Source organism: Streptomyces sp. NPDC045998 (assembly GCF_056430285.1).
The window spans coordinates 274,434-289,955 of sequence record NZ_JBWKLJ010000006.1 but is presented as its reverse complement, the minus strand read 5'-3'; the positions used below and the strand labels follow the sequence as shown (position 1 = coordinate 289,955).

Below are 15,522 nucleotides of genomic sequence, written 5' to 3'. Positions count from 1 at the left end.
CCCTATGGGAGAGCGGCCGTTCGCGCCCACCGCACCCGAGCTGGTCCTCGACATCGACGGGGACAGCACCGTCCTCACCCCGGACCGGGTCTACCGTGTCGGGCGCGACCCCACCAGCGACATCGTGCTCACCGATGCCCGTATCTCGTGGCACCACGCGGACCTGCGCGCCGACGGCGGCCACTGGACCGTCCACGACGACGGCAGCACCAACGGCACCTTCACCGAGGGCGGACGCGTACGGGCCTGGGAGGTGGGGCCCGGCAGCGTCATCCGGTTCGGGCACCCCACCGAAGGGCCGTGCGCCGTGCTGTCCCCGCACGGGCGGGCCACACAGGGCGCGGCGGCACACGGGGAGCCGACGGCCCCGCCCCGGCCGTCCTCCGTGTCGATGCCCGCCGCGACCGGCACCTTCCGGCAGCCCACCTCCGTCCGCCCGCTGCCCACCGCCCGCACCCTGCGCATCGGTCGCGCCGCCGACAACGACCTGGTGGTCGACGACCTGACGGTCTCGCGCCGCCACGCCGAGCTGGAGGCGCACCCGGACGGCACCTACTGGATCCACGACACCGGCAGCCACAACGGCACGTTCCTCAACGGGCGGCGGGTGACCCGCGCCCGGGTGTCGCCCGACGACATCGTCGGCATCGGGCACGCGGCGTTCTGCCTGATCGGCGACCGGCTCGTGGAGTTCACCGACACCGGTGAGGTCTCGCTCGACGTCCAGGACCTCTCCGTCACGGTCGACCACGGCCGCAAGACGCTCCTCGACGGGGTGAGCTTCCCCGTCGGCGAGAAGGCCCTGCTCGCCGTCGTCGGGCCGAGCGGCGCCGGCAAGTCGACCCTCCTCAACGCGCTGACCGGACAGCGGCCCGCCGAGCACGGGACCGTCCTGTACGACGGGCGCGACCTGTACCGCGACTACGCCGAGCTGCGCCAGCGCATCGGGCTCGTACCGCAGGACGACATCCTGCACCTCCAGCTGACCGTGCGCCGCGCCCTGTCGTACGCCGCCGAGCTGCGCTTCCCGGAGGACACGGTGAGGCGCGAGCGGCGGGCGCGCGTGGAGGAGGTCATCCGCGAGCTGGGCCTGGAGGAGCGGGCGGGGCAGCCGATCCACAGCCTCTCCGGCGGGCAGCGCAAGCGGGTCAGCGTCGCGCTGGAGCTGCTGACGAAGCCGTCGCTGCTCTTCCTCGACGAGCCGACCTCCGGCCTCGACCCGGGCATGGACCGGTCGGTGATGCACATGCTGCGCGGGCTCGCCGACGACGGCCGCACGGTCATCGTCGTCACCCACAGCGTGCTGAGCCTCGACGTGTGCGACCGGCTGCTGGTCCTCGCGCCCGGCGGGCGGATCGCCTACTACGGGCCACCCGGGGACGCGCTCGACTTCTTCGGGTTCGCGCAGTGGCCCGAGGCGTTCGAGGCGTTCGAGAACGACCGCGACCGCGACTGGGCGGCCCAGTACCAAGGCTCCTTCTACCACCAGCGGTACATCGCGGGAGCCATGCGGCCGCCGCCGCAGCCGTCGGACGCGGACGCGGCCTCCCAAGCGGCGGAGCCCGCGCCGCTGCCGCCGCCGAAGGCGCAGAGCTGGGGCGCCCAGCTGCGCACGCTCGTACGGCGGTACGCGGCCGCGCTCGGCGCGGACCGGACCTTCCTCGCCATCATGATCGCGCTGCCGTTCGTGATGGGCGCGATGGCCCGGGCCCTGTCGGAGGGCCGCCTCGGGCCCGAGTCGACGATGAACGTCCTGCTCATCCTCTGCGTCGGCGGGGTCCTGACGGGCGCCGCCAACGCGGTGCGGGAACTGGTCAAGGAACGCACCATCTACCGCCGGGAGAGAGCCGTCGGCCTCTCCAGATCGGCGTACCTGATGTCCAAGGTGGTGGTGCTCGGCACGATCACGGTCGTCCAGGCGGTGGTGCTCACCCTGGTGGCGCTCGTCGGCGTCCCGCTGAACGCACCGCGCGGCGAGGGCGTGCTGATGCCGCCGCTCGTGGAGATCGTGGTCGCCGTGGCGCTGCTGGCCTTCACCGCGATGATGCTCGGCCTGTTCGTGTCCGCGCTGGTGCGCAAGGAGGAGGTCACCATGCCGCTGCTGGTGCTCCTCGCGATCGTCCAGGTGGTCTTCTGCGGCGGGCTGCTGACGATCAGCGGCTCGCTCGTCATCGAGCAGCTGGCGTGGCTGGTGCCGTCCCGGTGGGCGTTCGGGGCGATGGGGTCGACCATCGGCATCGGGCGGATCGTGCCGGGCGAGAAGACGGCGGACCCGCTGTTCGAGCACTCCCTGGGCGCGTGGCTGCTGGACGTGGGGATGCTGGTGGTGCTGAGCCTCGTCCTCGGGGTCCTGGTCGCCCGGCTGCTGCGCCGGCACGAGCCCGTGATCATGCGAAAGTAGGCGGTTCATGGTCGCCCACCCCACGAGCCCGGACTTCCGGCCGACGCACGTCGTCCCGCGCGGGGGCCTGCCCGCCTGGGAGGCGCCCGACGCGGCGCGGCCGACGGAGCCGCTGGACCCGTTCCTGCCCGTGCAGCTGGTCGACCGGGTCGGCGACTGGGGGCGGATCCTGTGCTCCAACGGCTGGACCGCCTGGGTGGACGGCCGCCTGCTGGTCGCCGTACCGGCCGATCCGCCGGCCGCCGGGCAGCCGACGAGCCGGGCGGCCGATCCGCGGCCCCTGCTCGGCCGGGTCGAGGAGTCGCTGGGCCGTTACCGGCGGGCGGCGGAGGAGCTCGTGTCGGGCCGGACGGACGGCGAGGACTTCCGCCGCCGCACGCGCGGCCTGCGGGCGGGCGTGGTCGTCGACGGGGAGGCGCTCTGGCTGTACGACGCCGAGCACGAGCGCTGGGTGTACTGCGACGGGCGCAGGATGAGCACGTACGCGGCGTCGTCGGGCCCCTCGGCGAGCGCGGCCCCCGCGTCGTCCGGGGCCACCGACGGCTCCGGCGCGGCCGGTACGACGGGCCCGGCCGGTACGACCGGTGCCGCGGGGGCCCCGGGCGCCGCGGACGCCGCGGACGCCACCCGCGCGGGGCGGACGCCGAGCCCCGAAGGTGACCGGGACGGCGAGCCGGAGGCCACGCGTGTCGTCGCTGCGCCGGAGGTGCCGGAAGCGCCGGAAGCGCCGGAGGCCCCGGTGGAGCCGGTGGAGCCGGCCGGACCGCCGGCGCGCGAGGCGGCCGTCGCCCACGAGCCGACGCGGGTCGTGGAGTGGCCCGGCGACGGTGACGGCGGCGGCACCGGCACCGGGCGTGAGCGCTGATGGGCGGCGGCGGGAGCGGCGGCACCGGGAGCACCGAGCTGCCGGCCGGGCGGCCCTCCGGCCTGACCGGCACGCGGATCGCGGACTACCGGGTGGAACGGGAGATCGGCCGGGGCGGCATGGCCGTGGTGTACCTCGCCCGCGACCTGCGGCTGGACCGTCCGGTGGCGCTCAAGCTGCTGGCGCCGGAGCTGGCGCGCAACGACACCTTCCGCAAGCGGTTCGTCCACGAGTCGCGGGCGGCCGCGGCGATCGACCACCCGCACATCGTGCCGGTGTTCGAGGCCGGCGAGACCGACGGCGTGCTGTACATCGCCATGCGGTACGTCGCCGGGTACGACCTGCGCGCGCTGCTCGACCGCGAGGGGCCCCTGCCGCCCGAGAAGGCCGCGCGGATCGCCGTACAGCTGGCGTCGGCGCTGGACGCGGCGCACGCGCACGACCTGGTGCACCGGGACGTCAAACCGGGCAACGTCCTGGTCGCGGAGGGCACGGACAGCGACCACCCCGAGCACGTGTACCTCACCGACTTCGGGCTCACGAAGAAGTCGCTGTCGCTGACCGGGTTCACGACGGTCGGCCAGTTCGTGGGGACGCTCGACTACGTGGCGCCGGAGCAGATCTCGGGGCGCCCGGTGGACGGGCGGTGCGACCTCTACAGCCTGGGGTGCGTCGTCTTCGAGACGCTGGCGGGCGCGCCCCCGTTCCGGCGGGACGACGACATGGCGCTGTTGTGGGCCCATCAGTACGACCCGCCGCCCGCGCTGACGAGTGAACGGCCGGGGCTGCCGTCCGCCGTGGACGGGGTCATGGCGAAGGCGCTCGCGAAGACGCCGGAGGAGCGGTACGACACCTGCCTGCGGTTCGTGGCGGAGTTGCGGGAGGCGCTGCTGGTGGACGACCACCTCCGGCGCGCGCCGGAGCTCGCGCGCCCGGTCGCGGCCCCGGAGACCGGCCGGCCGCCGGAGCCGCCGCGCTGGGCGCTACCGGTCTTCCGGGGCCTGTAGCGGCGCCGCGGGCGTGACCTGGACCTCGCCCCGGCGGCGTACCCGCGAGGCGAGGAGTCCGCCGAGAAGGCCCGCGACCAGGCCCCAGGCCAGGGCGAGGCCGACCATCGTCCACAGGTGGGGCCGCAGCGCGACCTGGCCGCTGAAGGCGTCGACGTCACCGATGATGATCATCGACAGGCCGTACCGCGCGGAGACGCGGGTGACGGGGATGATCACCAGCATGGTGAGCGCGAAGGCGGCGCCCAGGTGCACGGCGTGCTGCCACAGCCGCGTGCGGGCCGGTGAGCGGACCGCCATGACGAAGGCGGCGGCCAGCAGCAGGACGGCGGCGACCGGGATGAGCCACCAGGCGCGCGGGTCCTGTTCGGCGAGTGAGCCCACGTCGACGGTGGCGTCGGGCGACCCGCGGCGCATCACCGCGTCGAGGACCTGCGGCATCGGCAGCCCGAAGGGCCCTTCCGCCCGGCCGTCCCAGGCGCCGCCGATACCGACGCCGAGGGCGAGCCAGACGACGTTCGGCAGCCCGAGGAGGATGACCGCGAACGTGTCGGCGGGGTGCCCCCGGGTGGCCGCCACGACGAGCCCGACGACCAGCCCGATCACGGCGTACGCGAGGACCAGCAGCAGCATCGCGGAGGCGGCGGGACGGACGGCCTCCTGGTGGCGCAGGAGCCGGGCGGGCAGCGCGGCCGTCCGCGAGACGAGCAGGGCGGCGAGGAGCACCCCGAGCACCCACAGCAGGCCGAAGCCCAGCGTGGGCCCGAGGTCGGCGCGGAAGCCGAGCGTGGGGGTGGCGCCCAGGAAGTCGAGGATGTCGCCCGCCGTGTCCCCCGGGTCGAGGGTGAAGCTGTGGCGCGCCAGGGCCGTGAGTGCGGCGAGCGCCGCCAGCCAGAGGACGGCCGTCCTGGCGATGCGGGCGAGGAGCTCACCGGTGCCGGTGACGGCGTGGTGGCGCAGGGGCCGCAGGAAGACGGCGCCGGTGGCAAGCGCTCCGGCGAGGGTCACCGAGAGCGGCATGGCGGTCAGTTCGGCGTCCGTCCCGGCGAAGGCCCCGGCGTCTCCGGCGAGTCCGACGGAACCGCCCGCCGCCATGACGACGACGGCGGCCACGACGCTGGGGAACGCGCCCTCGGGCAGTCCGGCGGCGCCCGCGGCCCAGAGGCCGAGCGCGGCCGTGACGGCCATGGCGGCGACCCCCGCGACCACCGCGAGCAGGGCGTGGCCCCAGTCGCGGGCGGCGCGCCCCGCGCCGCTGTGCGGGGTGCCCCCGGGGGCCTGGCGGACCTGACGGGCCTGACGACTCACGGTGTCACGGTAAGCGGGCGGCGGGGCCCTCGCCCGCGGGACGGGGCCGTTCGGCGCTGCGCCGCCGTCTCGGCTTGCGAGGCCCGCCCGTACGGAACACACAATGAGCCGGAACGGAAGAAAGGGAAAAACCGTGACTTCCCAGCCGCCTCCCGATCGCCCCACCGGCCCTCCGTCGGGTCCGCCGACCGGCCCGCCCTCCGGGCCGCTGTCCGGTCCGGCGTCCCAGCCACCGGGGGACGGCGGTGGTGGCGGTGGCGGCGGTGGTCGCGGCGGCGCCGGCGGCCCCTGGTGGCGGTCCGCCCCCAAGGTCGCGGTCCTCGCGGGCGTGGTCGTGCTGGCCGTGGTGCTCGCCGTGGTCCTGCCGCGCCTCGGCGGCGACGGGGACGGGGACGGCGGCGGTACGGCGGGAGGGGGCACCATCTCCCTCCAGAACGCCTCGGCGGCCGGCCCCGACCCGTTCACCGACTCCACGGAGGTCGAGGACGACGAACCGACCGCGCCCCCGACCACCCCGCCCGCGCCGTCGACCCCGCCGCCGCGGGAGAACACGCCCACGGTGTACGAGGGTTCGTGGGACGGCCTCTACGGCGGCACCAAGAACGTGGCCAGTTGCGACGTGGAACGCCAGATCCGCTTCCTCGGCGAGGCGCCCGACAAGAACGCGGCCTTCGCCTCCGCGCTGCGCCTGGCACCGTCCGCGGTCCCGGCGTACCTGCGCGGGCTGACCCCGATGCGGCTGACGAAGGACACCTGGGTCACCAACCACACCTTCCGCGACGGCAAGGCCGCCCCCTACCAGGCGATCCTCCAGGCCGGTACGGCCGTCATGGTCGACGCGCACGGCGTGCCGAGGGTCCGCTGCGCCTGCGGCAACCCCCTTCAGGAGCCGGTGCGCCGGGGCACGTACCGCCCCGCCGGCGATCCGTGGCCCGGGTACGACGCGTCGAAGACGGCGGTCGTCAAGCCGTCGCGCTCGGTGGTGAAGGAGTTCGTCATCGTCGACGTGAGGAACGGCGGCTACATCGAGCGCCCGCCGGGCGAGGAGGGGCACCGCAAGGACGACGAGACCACGACGCCCTCCCCCGGCCACACCTCGTCGCCGCCCGCCTCGCCCAAGTCGCCGGAGCCCAAGTCGCCGGGGCCCAAGTCGCCGGGGCCCTCGGCACCGTCTCCTCCGACGTCGGAGCCCGCGCCCGACACCTCGACCCCGAGCCCGCAGGGCCCCGACACCGACACGTCGTCCGCGGAGGCACCGCCCGAGGTGCCGCCGAAGCCGGTGGACCCCCCGCCTCCGGCAGCCTGACCCCCTCGCCGTCCCATGGCCGAGACCGCAGCCGAGGAACGGGAAGAGCGCCCGGAACGTCCTGAGCACGGCGCCCACGGCAGGCCCCCGACCCGGGCCGACCGGTGGGCCTCGGTCCGGAGGTCGCCCTTCCTGCCCGCCTCCGTCCTGGTGCTGATCCTGGCCGCCGCCGCGGCGCTCTTCGCCGGCTCGTACACGTACACCATGGCAAACCCGACACCGCGTCAGATCCCGACCGCGCTCGTGGGACCGGCCGACGCGCCGCACGGCCGCCGGTTCCTCGCGGGCATGGACGAGGCCCTCCACGCCTCGCTGGACGTGCGCCGGTACGCCGATGAGGCCGGGGCCCGGCGGGCCATGGAGGAGCAGGAGGTCTTCGCCGTCCTGACGGTGCGGCAGCGCGGCGTGGAGCTGGACGTGGCCGGGGCGGCGGGCGCGACCGTGGCGCAGGTGCTGGCCGAGGCCGGTCAGGCGGCCGGCAGGGCGACGGGCGTGCCGGTCCGGGTGCGGGACGTCACACCGCTCCAGCCGGGCGACCCGCGTGGGCTGGCCCTGTTCTACATCTCGCTCGCCGCCGTGATCATCGGCTTCGTCGGGGCCATCCAGCTGAGCGTCCACGCCCGCGCGCTCAACCCGGGCGAGCGGATCGCCTTCACCGCGGCGTACGCGCTACTGGGCGGTTTCGCCATCGCGGCGACCGCCGACTGGCTGCTGGGCGCGCTGGACCTGCCGTTCATGGAGTCATGGCTGATCCTCGCCCTGACGATGTTCACCTCGGGCATGGTCTTCTCGATGTTCAACGCCCTGATGGGGCGGTGGGCGATGCTGCCCACCTGGGGCCTGATGGTCCTGCTGGGCAACCCGTCGTCCGGCGGCGCCGTGTCCTGGCCGCTGCTGCCGTCGGTGCTGGGCCACATCGGGCGCTGGCTCCCGCCGGGCGCCTCGGTGAACGCGCAGCACACGGCGGTGTACTTCGGCGACCACCAGCACCTGTTCCCCTTCGCGGTGCTGGCCGGCTGGGCGCTGCTGTCCTGCGGCGTCTTCTGGGTCTGGCGCCACCGCCACCCGGGCGGCCGCGACCGGGTGGCGGCGCACGCGGCGGCCTGAGCCCGGCGCCACCCGCGGCCCAGGGCCTCCGGCAGCCCGGCAGCCAGGCAGCCAGGCACGACCGGCTGCCCGGCAAGATCGGCAAGACACTCCCCCGGGGCGGCTGGGATACTGGGAGTCCCTCTCCAGGGGGGACGGGAGCCGCCATGGGACCCAGGGTGATCTACGTCCACGGCAACGGCAACAAGGTCCGCGCCGAGCTGCTGAAGTCGCAGTGGGACCGGGCGCTCTTCGGCCGCGACATGGGCGAGCTGTCCCGCATGGCCTACTGGGCGCCCCTGCGGTACGACACGCCGTTGCCCGACTCCGAGCCCGATCCGCTGGACGGGGCGCCCGAGGCCTTCCAGGAGCTGCCGGGCCCGGCGGCCGTCGAGGCGCCGGAGGAGTTCGTGGCGCGCACGCTCGGGGAATCGTGGTTCGAGTCGGGCGGCGCCGCCCCGGAGGGGCCGTGGACGGGCGAGGCCGGGGACCCGCTGGGCCGCTGGCTGAGCGACATGACGTACCTGGCGGACACGCTGGCCGAGGGCCTTCCGGCCCAGGGGCCGGGCCCGGAACCCGGCCTGGAGGCGCTGCCGCTGCCGGCTCCGGCCCGCAAGGCGGTGTTCCGGATCCTGGTCAAGCACACGTTCAAGGACGTGCACGCCTACTTCTTCGGCGGCGCGGGCCCCGCCATCCGCGACGTGCTGCGCGCCGAGCTCGACGCGGTCGGCGACGCGCCGCTCCTCGTCGTCGGCCACAGCCTCGGCTCCATCGTCGCGTACGAGGTGCTGGCCGAGACGCGGCGGGAGACCGAGCTCTTCGTGACCGTCGGCTCCCCGCTGGCCGTCAAGGAGGTGCAGGACCACCTGGCCGCGCCGCCCGCCGTGCCCGCCGGCGTACGGGCCTGGCGCAACGCGTCCGACCTGCGGGACCTGGTGGCCCTGGACCACACGCTGCGCCCCGAGTACGCGCCGCAGGAACGGATCACGGACCTGTTGGTGGTGAACGACAGCCCCAACCACCACGGGATCGCCCCCTACCTGGCGGACGCGCAGGTCAGAGGCGCGTGCCAGGAGGTCCTCGACCGCCTTGCGGGCCCGTGAACCGGGTGTGAATATGACAAAAGAGGGGGGCGAGGAGGGGGGCGTCAGCCCTGGTAGGTGGCCCATGCCCCTGGCCGAAACGGAATGGGACCTCGTGACCCTGTGGGTGCGCGAGTACCTCCTGGACACCACCGATCCGCACACCGGGCTGCTCCAGGCCGGCTTCCCGCCGGACTTCGTCGCCGCGCTGCCGCTGACCGCCGTCAGCGGCGAGAACGCCCTCACGCTCGTCCGCTCCTCCCGCCGGGACATCGACCGCCAGCTGCGGCTCGTCGAGGCCGTCGCCGCGTCCGACCGGCTGGCCGTACGACCGGAGGTCGCCAAGGCGCACGAGTTCCTGGAGCGGCTGCGGGAGGACCGGAATGTCCACGCCTCCCAGGACAGCTTCCGCACCCTGGTCCTCAAGAACGGCACCGAGGCGTTCATCGACCGCCAGAACCTGCGGGAGACGCTGCGCCGTTTCGTCCACGACCCGGAGAAGTCGGTGCTCGTGGTGGACGGCGACCCGGACAGCGGCCGCTCGTACACGTACAAACTCATCCGGCACGTCGGGCAGCACAGCGGCTTCCGCCCCGCGCGCGTCACCCTCTCCCCCGCCGCCACCGCGGCCCGGGTGCTGCGGCGGCTGGCCGAGTTCGTCGGCGAACCGCACGCCGCGGGACCCTCGCCGCCGGATCCCGCAGGGCGGGACGACCCGCTGGCGTCGCTCGAGGACGCCGTCCACTGGGTGGTGCGCCGGGCCGCCACCGGGGAGGACACCTTCTGGCTGGTCCTCGACGAGTGCGACAAGCTCGACGCCACCTCCGACGTGTGGGACCTCATCGGCCAGCTGGCCCTCGCCATCTACGAGCACGCCGCCGTACGGGGCGAGCAGGCGCCCCGGCTGGTCCTCCTCGGTTACGGGCCGACGATGCGCCAACTGCCGTACGACGTGCGCGGCAGCGTCTGCCGGGACACCGCGAGGGTCGCGGACGGCGCCGACCTGCGCGCCTTCTTCGACCAGTACTTCCACGAGGCCCCGCCCGCGGCCGTCGCCGCCCTCGCCCCGGGTGACTCCAGGGAGTCGGCGGTCGCCGCGCTCGTGGACGTGGCGGTCGAGGAGGTGCTGCGCGCCGCCGGGAAGGGCGACGGCGACAGCTACATGCGCAGGCTCTGTACGGCGGCGGAGGAAGCCATCCATGTCTACCGGACCCTCTGAAACCGGCGCGCCCGGCGGGCCCGGCCCCGAGGCGCTGCGGGAGCTGTTCACCGCCCGGCTGCGCCGGGAGCTGCGGACGGGCGACGAGCCGCCGCCCGCCGTCTCGGCCCCCCACCGGGCGTACCGCGAGGCGGCCTGCCTGCTCGGCTCCTTCGACCCCCAGCGGCTGCGGCTGCCCGACGACGACGGGGCCGGCGGCGAGGCGATCCTGGAGCTGCTCGACGACTGCACCGGCGACGGCGGGACGGGCACCGGCCGCTGGACCCTCAAGCGCCGGGTCCGGGAGGAGACGCTCGCCTCCCTGGCCGGGCCCGGGGCCGCACGGCGCCTGCTGGAGTGCAACGCCCACCAGTTCGCGGACGAGCCCGGGCCCGAGCGGTCCGCCCTGGCCTATCTGTCCGGCCGCCCGCCCGACCTGCGCGGGCGCTCCGCCGACGAGCTGACCGACGTCCTGCAGGCGGTGCTGTGGCTCTCCCGGGTGCCGGGCCTCACCGGACTGCCCGAGGCGGACCAGGTCCGGCGCGCGCTGGACCGGGCCCGGCTCCTGGAGCCGCTGAGGCGTCTCGTACGCGAGCCCTTCCAGGGCCGTGCCGCCGAGCTGAGGGAGCTGCGCGCCTACACCGCCCTGCCGGGTGACGGCCCCGGGTCCCTCCCCGTCGGGCCGCTCGTCATCCACGGGCCGGGCGGCATGGGGAAGTCCACGCTGCTCGCGAAGTTCCTGCTGGACGGCGTCGAGGGCGCCGAGCGGGGGACGGCCGGCTTTCCGTTCGCGTACGTCGACTTCGAGCGGCCCACCCTGTCGGTGCACGAGCCGGCCACGGTCATCGCCGAGGTCGCCCGGCAACTGGCCGTCCAGTACCCGGAACACCACGCCGAGCTCGACGCGCTGACGGGCGACTGCCAGGAGGCGGCCCGCGGCGAGCGCGAGGACCTGGAGCGGGTGGCCCGGCTGCACCGGCTGTCCACCACCCGGGCCGTGCTGGGGCGTACGTCGTCGCAGGAGTTCCAGCTCGTGTCCATCGAGCGGGAGACCGCTCTCGTCCGCGCGGTCGCCGAGGTGCTCGTGCGGGCGGCGGCCGGCGCCGGGCAGGCGGACGCGCCGTTCGTCGTCGTCATGGACTCGTTCGAGGAGGCGCAGTACCGCGGGTCGCCGGCCGTCGGCAGGCTGTGGGCGGCCTTCACGGCGTTCCACTCCGTGCATCCGCGGTTGCGCGTGCTGATCTCCGGGCGGGCACCCGTCGGCCACCCGGCGCAGACCGTGGCGTCCCGGGACCTGGAGCTCGCCGAGCTCGACCGGGAGGCGGCGGTGGGCCTCCTGGAGTCGTGCGGGGTGGACGATCCGGAGGTGGCGCGGATGCTCGCGGACCGGGTGGGCGGGCATCCGCTGAGCCTGCGGCTCGCCGCCCGCGCCGCCCTGCTCGCCGGTGTCGCCGGTCACGGCACGGGCGACCTGATCGGCAGCCTGCCGGAGCCGCGCCGGGACTTCTTCCAGCGTGTGGATCGGATGCTGGTCCAGGGCATCCTGTACGACCGCATCCTCCACCACATCGCGGACGACGAGGTCCGGCGCCTCGCGCACCCGGGGCTGGTGCTGCGCGTGATCACCCCCGAGGTCATCAAGGAGGTGCTCGCCGGCCCCTGCGGCCTGCGCGTGGAGACCATGGGCGACGCCCGGCGGCTCTTCGACGAGCTGGCCCGGCTGGACCTGGTCGAACCGGCCGGCCCCTCGGCGGTACGCCACCGCCCCGACGTCCGCTGCATCATGCTGCGGCTCCTGGCCCAGGACCGTACCGAGACCACCCGGGAGGTCGAACGGCGCGCCGTGGAGTTCTACGCGGCCCGGCCCGGCCCGGAAGCGCGGGCCGAGGAGATCTACCACCGGCTGCGGCTCGGCGACAACCCCCGGTCCGTGGAGGAGCGGTGGCTGCCCGGCGTGGAGCGGTTCCTGGAGGGCGCGGAGCGTGACCTGAGCCCGCGGGCGGCGGCCCTGCTGGCCGCGAAGTCCGGCCGGGCGGCCCCGGAGCCGGTGATGGCGGGTGCCGAACAGGAGGACTGGGAGCGGCTGGCCGCCCGCGAGGTCGAGGACCTGCTCGCCCAGGGCCTCACCGGGGACGCGGCCGCCCGGCTCGCCGAGCGCCGCCCGTGGAGGCCCTGCAGCGCGCTGCACGCCCTCCACGCCGAGACGCTCGACCGGCTGGGCCGCCGCGCGGAGGCCCGCGCGACCCTGGCGGAGGCGATCGGGGCGGCGGAGGCGGTGGCCACCGGGGCCGGGTCGGGCGGGACACGCCGGGCCCGGGTGTGCGGCGAGCGGCTGTTGGAGCTGCTGTTGCTGGCGGCGCGGCTCGCCGAGGAGGACGGCGACCTGGAGGCCGCCGACCGGGACCTGTGCCTGGCGGAGGACATCGCGGTGCGCCTCGGGCACGAGTTGGAGGCGATCGGGGCCCTGCTGGCCCGTACGCGCCTGTCCGGCGGGGGTGGCGCGCCGCGGGACGGGAACGCCGACGACCGGCTGGCGCGGCGGCTGCGCCGGCTGCCGGAGGCGGTGCTGGCCGGTCAGCCCGAGCTCGTACGGGCGGCCGCGTCGCAGGTCCACACGCGGGACCCGCGGGCGCTGGGCCATGCGCTGGAGGCGGTGGGCCTGCCCGCCGACGACGCCGTACCGGATGTGCTGGGAGCGGCGATCCGCCGGGCGGTGGCGCACCGGCCCGGGCTCCTGGGCGACGTGATGGAGCTGCTGGTCGACGCGGCGGGCCCGGCGCGGCGGCCGGACGCGCCGCCGCCGTCCAGTGTCATCGGGATCCTGCGCCTGGCGCGTGACCACGGCACGCTGGACGCGCTCGCGCGGCGGCTGCTCGACGTGCCGGACGACAGCGGAGAGATCGCCGTCGGGGTGGCGGCGGCGATGGGCCTGGACGCCCCGGGCGACGGCGAACCCGCGGCCCCCGCCGCCCGCACGACGCCCACCACCCGTACAACCCCCACCACCCGTACGACCCCCGCGGCCTCCCCCACCCGCAGGACAGGACCGCCATGACCCCGACCCCGTATCTCCCGCCCGACCGGATCCTCGAAGTGCGGGACGCCGCCCTGGAGTCGGGGCTCGCCGACCCGTCGGTGCGGCCGCTGCTCTTCGACGGCGTCATGCCCCGCTACCGCGGCACCCTGCCGCTGCTGCCGGCGCCCGGGCGGCAACTGCACTCGGACCTCAACGAGATGAACCGGGTGGAGCGGTTGGTGGACGGCTCCGTACCGCTGGAGACCTGGCTGCGGAACGCCGTCGCGCAGACCACCGAGGCCGCGCCGCTCGCCGTCTTCCAGCGCGCCCTGGACGACGTGGCGCGGGCGGCGGCGGGCGAGCCGGACGTCCTGGCCGGGCGCCACCTCCCCGAGGTGAAGGAGCAGATCGTCCACCGGGACGACACGGTGCCCTTCGGTTTCCTGCGGGGCGGTGACCGGGCGGGGGCGGCGGTCGCGCGCGTCAGGGTCCCGCCGTTCGAAGGGGGCGCGCCGCTCCAGCCGAACGGCTTTCCGCACTCCGGTACGGGCTGGCTGATCACGCCGGACCTGCTGGTCACCAACCACCACGTGGTCAACGCCCGCACCGGCGGCGGCGCCGGTCCCGCGCGGGCCGCGCCCGAGGACCTGCTCCTGCAGGCGCGGCACACCCGCGCGCGGTTCGGCTACGACACGGAGGAGGACGGCGAGGCGGAGGAGGTGGCCGTCGCCGAGCTCGTCGCCGCCGACCCGGACCTGGACTACGCGGTGCTGCGTCTGGCCGAGGCCCCCGACCGCCCCGTGCTCCGGCTCGCCCGGCGCCCGCTCACGGTCGTGCCCGGCGACTCCGTGGCCGTCAACATCATTCAGCACCCGGGCGGCCAGCCCAAGCGCGTGGCCCTGCGCAACAACGTCGTGTACGAGGCCGACGAGCGCGATCTGCGCTACTTCACGGACACCCGCGGCGGGTCCTCCGGCTCGCCCGTCCTCACCGACGACTGGCGGGTGGTGGCGCTGCACCGGGGCTCGAAACGGGTGGGGAACGTGAACTTCCAGGGCAGAGCGACGGCGTTCGTGAACGTCGGGACCCAGCTGACCGCCGTGCTGAGCCACCTGGCGGCGGCCGGTCCCGCCGTCCACGCCGAGATCGAAGCGGCTCAAGACGCGTGAGGAGAGGCGGATGCGAGAACGGAACAGGTCCCCGGTGGCCACGGAAACCGAGCGGGTCTTCACCGACCTGGCCGAGGTCGCCGCGCGCGTACGGGAAGGGCTGGCGCGCGAGGTGCCGGAGTCGGAGCGGGAGCTCGCACCGGAGGAGCGGCCCGCCGGGCACATCGCGGATTTCGCCGGGCAGGAGCGGGCCAGGGTGCTGTCGGCGGGGGCCGACGGTCTGGAGAAGCTCTCCGAGGGGCGCGGGGACGACATCACCGACGACGAGTCCTTCGGGATGGAGGCGATCGTCCTGCTGGAGGGCAGGCCCGCCCTCCTCGTCCAGGGCTGCGACTTCCCGTCCCAGCCGGGCGACTGGGCGGTGCTCGACGGCCACCGGCCCGCGATCCGCGACTCGATCGCGCGCGTGGGGCGGGTGGAGGTCACGGGCCACCTGAGCCTGGACTGGGTTGGCACCGGCTTCCTCGTCGGCACGGACGTGATCATGACCAACCGCCATGTCGCCGTGGAGTTCGCGCGGGCCGACGGCGACGGCTGGAGCTTCCAGCAGGGCATGGCGGCCCGGCTGGACACGTCGGAGGAGTACGGTGCGCCGCCCGGCGCCGAGGGTCCGTCGTACGCGGTCGAGGAGGTGCTGGGCATCCACCCGGAGGTGGACATGGCGCTGCTGCGGATCGCCCCCGACGACGGCGGCGCCGGTGAGGGGCTGCCGACACCGCTGGCCGTGGCGGCGGACGCGCCGGCCGACCTGCCGGGGCACCCGGTGTACTGCGTGGGCTATCCGGCCTGGGACGGCCGGCGCAACGAACCGGAGTCGATGCGCCGGATCTTCATGGACGTCTACAACGTCAAGCGCCTCCAGCCGGGGACGGCCACGGAGCTCGCGCCGGAGCAGAACGTCATGAAGCACGACTGCTCGACGCTCGGCGGCAACAGCGGCTCGCCCGTCTTCGACCTCACCGACCACCGCGTCCTCGGCCTCCACTTCGGCGGCCGGTACGGCTTCGGCAACTACGCGGTGCCGCTGTGGCAGATGGTGGAGGACCCGCTGGTGGAGGGGGCCGGGGTGAACTTCGTATGACGG

General features: G+C 75.2%; 11 protein-coding genes. 10 read left to right on the top strand and 1 reads right to left on the bottom strand.

Annotation, left to right across the window (positions count from 1 at the left end; all coding sequences use genetic code 11):
- The first annotated feature begins 4 nt into the window (after nucleotides 1-4).
- Genes AC07FJ_RS20020 through AC07FJ_RS20010 form a run of 3 tightly spaced genes read left to right on the top strand, consistent with a single transcriptional unit; the run spans nucleotide 5 to nucleotide 4,273 of the window.
- Nucleotides 5-2,401 carry an FHA domain-containing protein gene (locus AC07FJ_RS20020; RefSeq protein WP_479050644.1) on the top strand — a complete coding sequence of 799 codons (2,397 nt, stop codon included), beginning with the start codon at nucleotides 5-7 and terminating at the stop codon, nucleotides 2,399-2,401.
- 7 nt (nucleotides 2,402-2,408) lie between these two features.
- Nucleotides 2,409-3,266, top strand: coding sequence for a hypothetical protein (locus tag AC07FJ_RS20015; RefSeq protein WP_479050642.1), 858 nt, complete (start codon nucleotides 2,409-2,411; stop codon nucleotides 3,264-3,266).
- Nucleotides 3,266-4,273, top strand: a complete 1,008-nt coding sequence (locus tag AC07FJ_RS20010) for a serine/threonine-protein kinase (RefSeq protein WP_479050640.1) — start codon at nucleotides 3,266-3,268, stop codon at nucleotides 4,271-4,273. The genes AC07FJ_RS20015 and AC07FJ_RS20010 overlap by 1 nt, the downstream gene beginning before the upstream one ends.
- Here the strand turns inward: AC07FJ_RS20010 and AC07FJ_RS20005 are convergent.
- Nucleotides 4,250-5,581, bottom strand: a complete 1,332-nt coding sequence (locus AC07FJ_RS20005; protein ID WP_479050638.1) for a streptophobe family protein — start codon at nucleotides 5,579-5,581, stop codon at nucleotides 4,250-4,252. The genes AC07FJ_RS20010 and AC07FJ_RS20005 overlap by 24 nt on opposite strands.
- A 133-nt stretch (nucleotides 5,582-5,714) precedes the next feature.
- Between AC07FJ_RS20005 and AC07FJ_RS20000 the strand changes: the two genes are divergently transcribed.
- From AC07FJ_RS20000 to AC07FJ_RS19970, 7 genes are all read left to right on the top strand, one after another.
- On the top strand, nucleotides 5,715-6,887 hold the full coding sequence (locus tag AC07FJ_RS20000; protein ID WP_479050636.1) for a DUF6777 domain-containing protein: 1,173 nt from the start codon (nucleotides 5,715-5,717) through the stop codon (nucleotides 6,885-6,887).
- A gap of 15 nt (nucleotides 6,888-6,902) precedes the next feature.
- A complete protein-coding gene (locus tag AC07FJ_RS19995) occupies nucleotides 6,903-7,994 on the top strand; it encodes an ABC-2 transporter permease (protein ID WP_479050634.1) in 1,092 nt (363 codons plus the stop codon).
- 146 nt (nucleotides 7,995-8,140) lie between these two features.
- Complete coding sequence (locus tag AC07FJ_RS19990; protein ID WP_479050632.1) at nucleotides 8,141-9,076, top strand: lipase family protein; 936 nt, start codon at nucleotides 8,141-8,143, stop codon at nucleotides 9,074-9,076.
- A 64-nt stretch (nucleotides 9,077-9,140) separates the two neighbouring features.
- Nucleotides 9,141-10,274: a hypothetical protein gene (locus AC07FJ_RS19985; protein WP_479050630.1), complete on the top strand. Its 1,134-nt coding sequence runs from the start codon at nucleotides 9,141-9,143 to the stop codon at nucleotides 10,272-10,274.
- Nucleotides 10,255-13,308: an AAA family ATPase gene (locus AC07FJ_RS19980; RefSeq protein ID WP_479050628.1), complete on the top strand. Its 3,054-nt coding sequence runs from the start codon at nucleotides 10,255-10,257 to the stop codon at nucleotides 13,306-13,308. The genes AC07FJ_RS19985 and AC07FJ_RS19980 overlap by 20 nt, the downstream gene beginning before the upstream one ends.
- The gene (locus AC07FJ_RS19975; protein WP_479050626.1) at nucleotides 13,305-14,438 is read left to right on the top strand and encodes a trypsin-like peptidase domain-containing protein; all 1,134 of its coding nucleotides are present in this window, start codon (nucleotides 13,305-13,307) and stop codon (nucleotides 14,436-14,438) included. The genes AC07FJ_RS19980 and AC07FJ_RS19975 overlap by 4 nt, the downstream gene beginning before the upstream one ends.
- Before the next feature lie 10 nt (nucleotides 14,439-14,448).
- Complete coding sequence (locus AC07FJ_RS19970) at nucleotides 14,449-15,519, top strand: trypsin-like serine peptidase (RefSeq protein WP_479050624.1); 1,071 nt, start codon at nucleotides 14,449-14,451, stop codon at nucleotides 15,517-15,519.
- Nucleotides 15,520-15,522: the final 3 nt, after the last annotated feature.

Coding starts and splice junctions, on each gene's coding strand:
- AC07FJ_RS20020 (WP_479050644.1), top strand. CDS start 5: ATGGGAGAGCGGCCGTTCGCGCCCACCGCACCCGAGCTGGTCCTCGAC.
- AC07FJ_RS20015 (WP_479050642.1), top strand. CDS start 2,409: ATGGTCGCCCACCCCACGAGCCCGGACTTCCGGCCGACGCACGTCGTC.
- AC07FJ_RS20010 (WP_479050640.1), top strand. CDS start 3,266: ATGGGCGGCGGCGGGAGCGGCGGCACCGGGAGCACCGAGCTGCCGGCC.
- AC07FJ_RS19995 (WP_479050634.1), top strand. CDS start 6,903: ATGGCCGAGACCGCAGCCGAGGAACGGGAAGAGCGCCCGGAACGTCCT.
- AC07FJ_RS19990 (WP_479050632.1), top strand. CDS start 8,141: ATGGGACCCAGGGTGATCTACGTCCACGGCAACGGCAACAAGGTCCGC.
- AC07FJ_RS19985 (WP_479050630.1), top strand. CDS start 9,141: ATGCCCCTGGCCGAAACGGAATGGGACCTCGTGACCCTGTGGGTGCGC.
- AC07FJ_RS19980 (WP_479050628.1), top strand. CDS start 10,255: ATGTCTACCGGACCCTCTGAAACCGGCGCGCCCGGCGGGCCCGGCCCC.
- AC07FJ_RS19975 (WP_479050626.1), top strand. CDS start 13,305: ATGACCCCGACCCCGTATCTCCCGCCCGACCGGATCCTCGAAGTGCGG.
- AC07FJ_RS19970 (WP_479050624.1), top strand. CDS start 14,449: ATGCGAGAACGGAACAGGTCCCCGGTGGCCACGGAAACCGAGCGGGTC.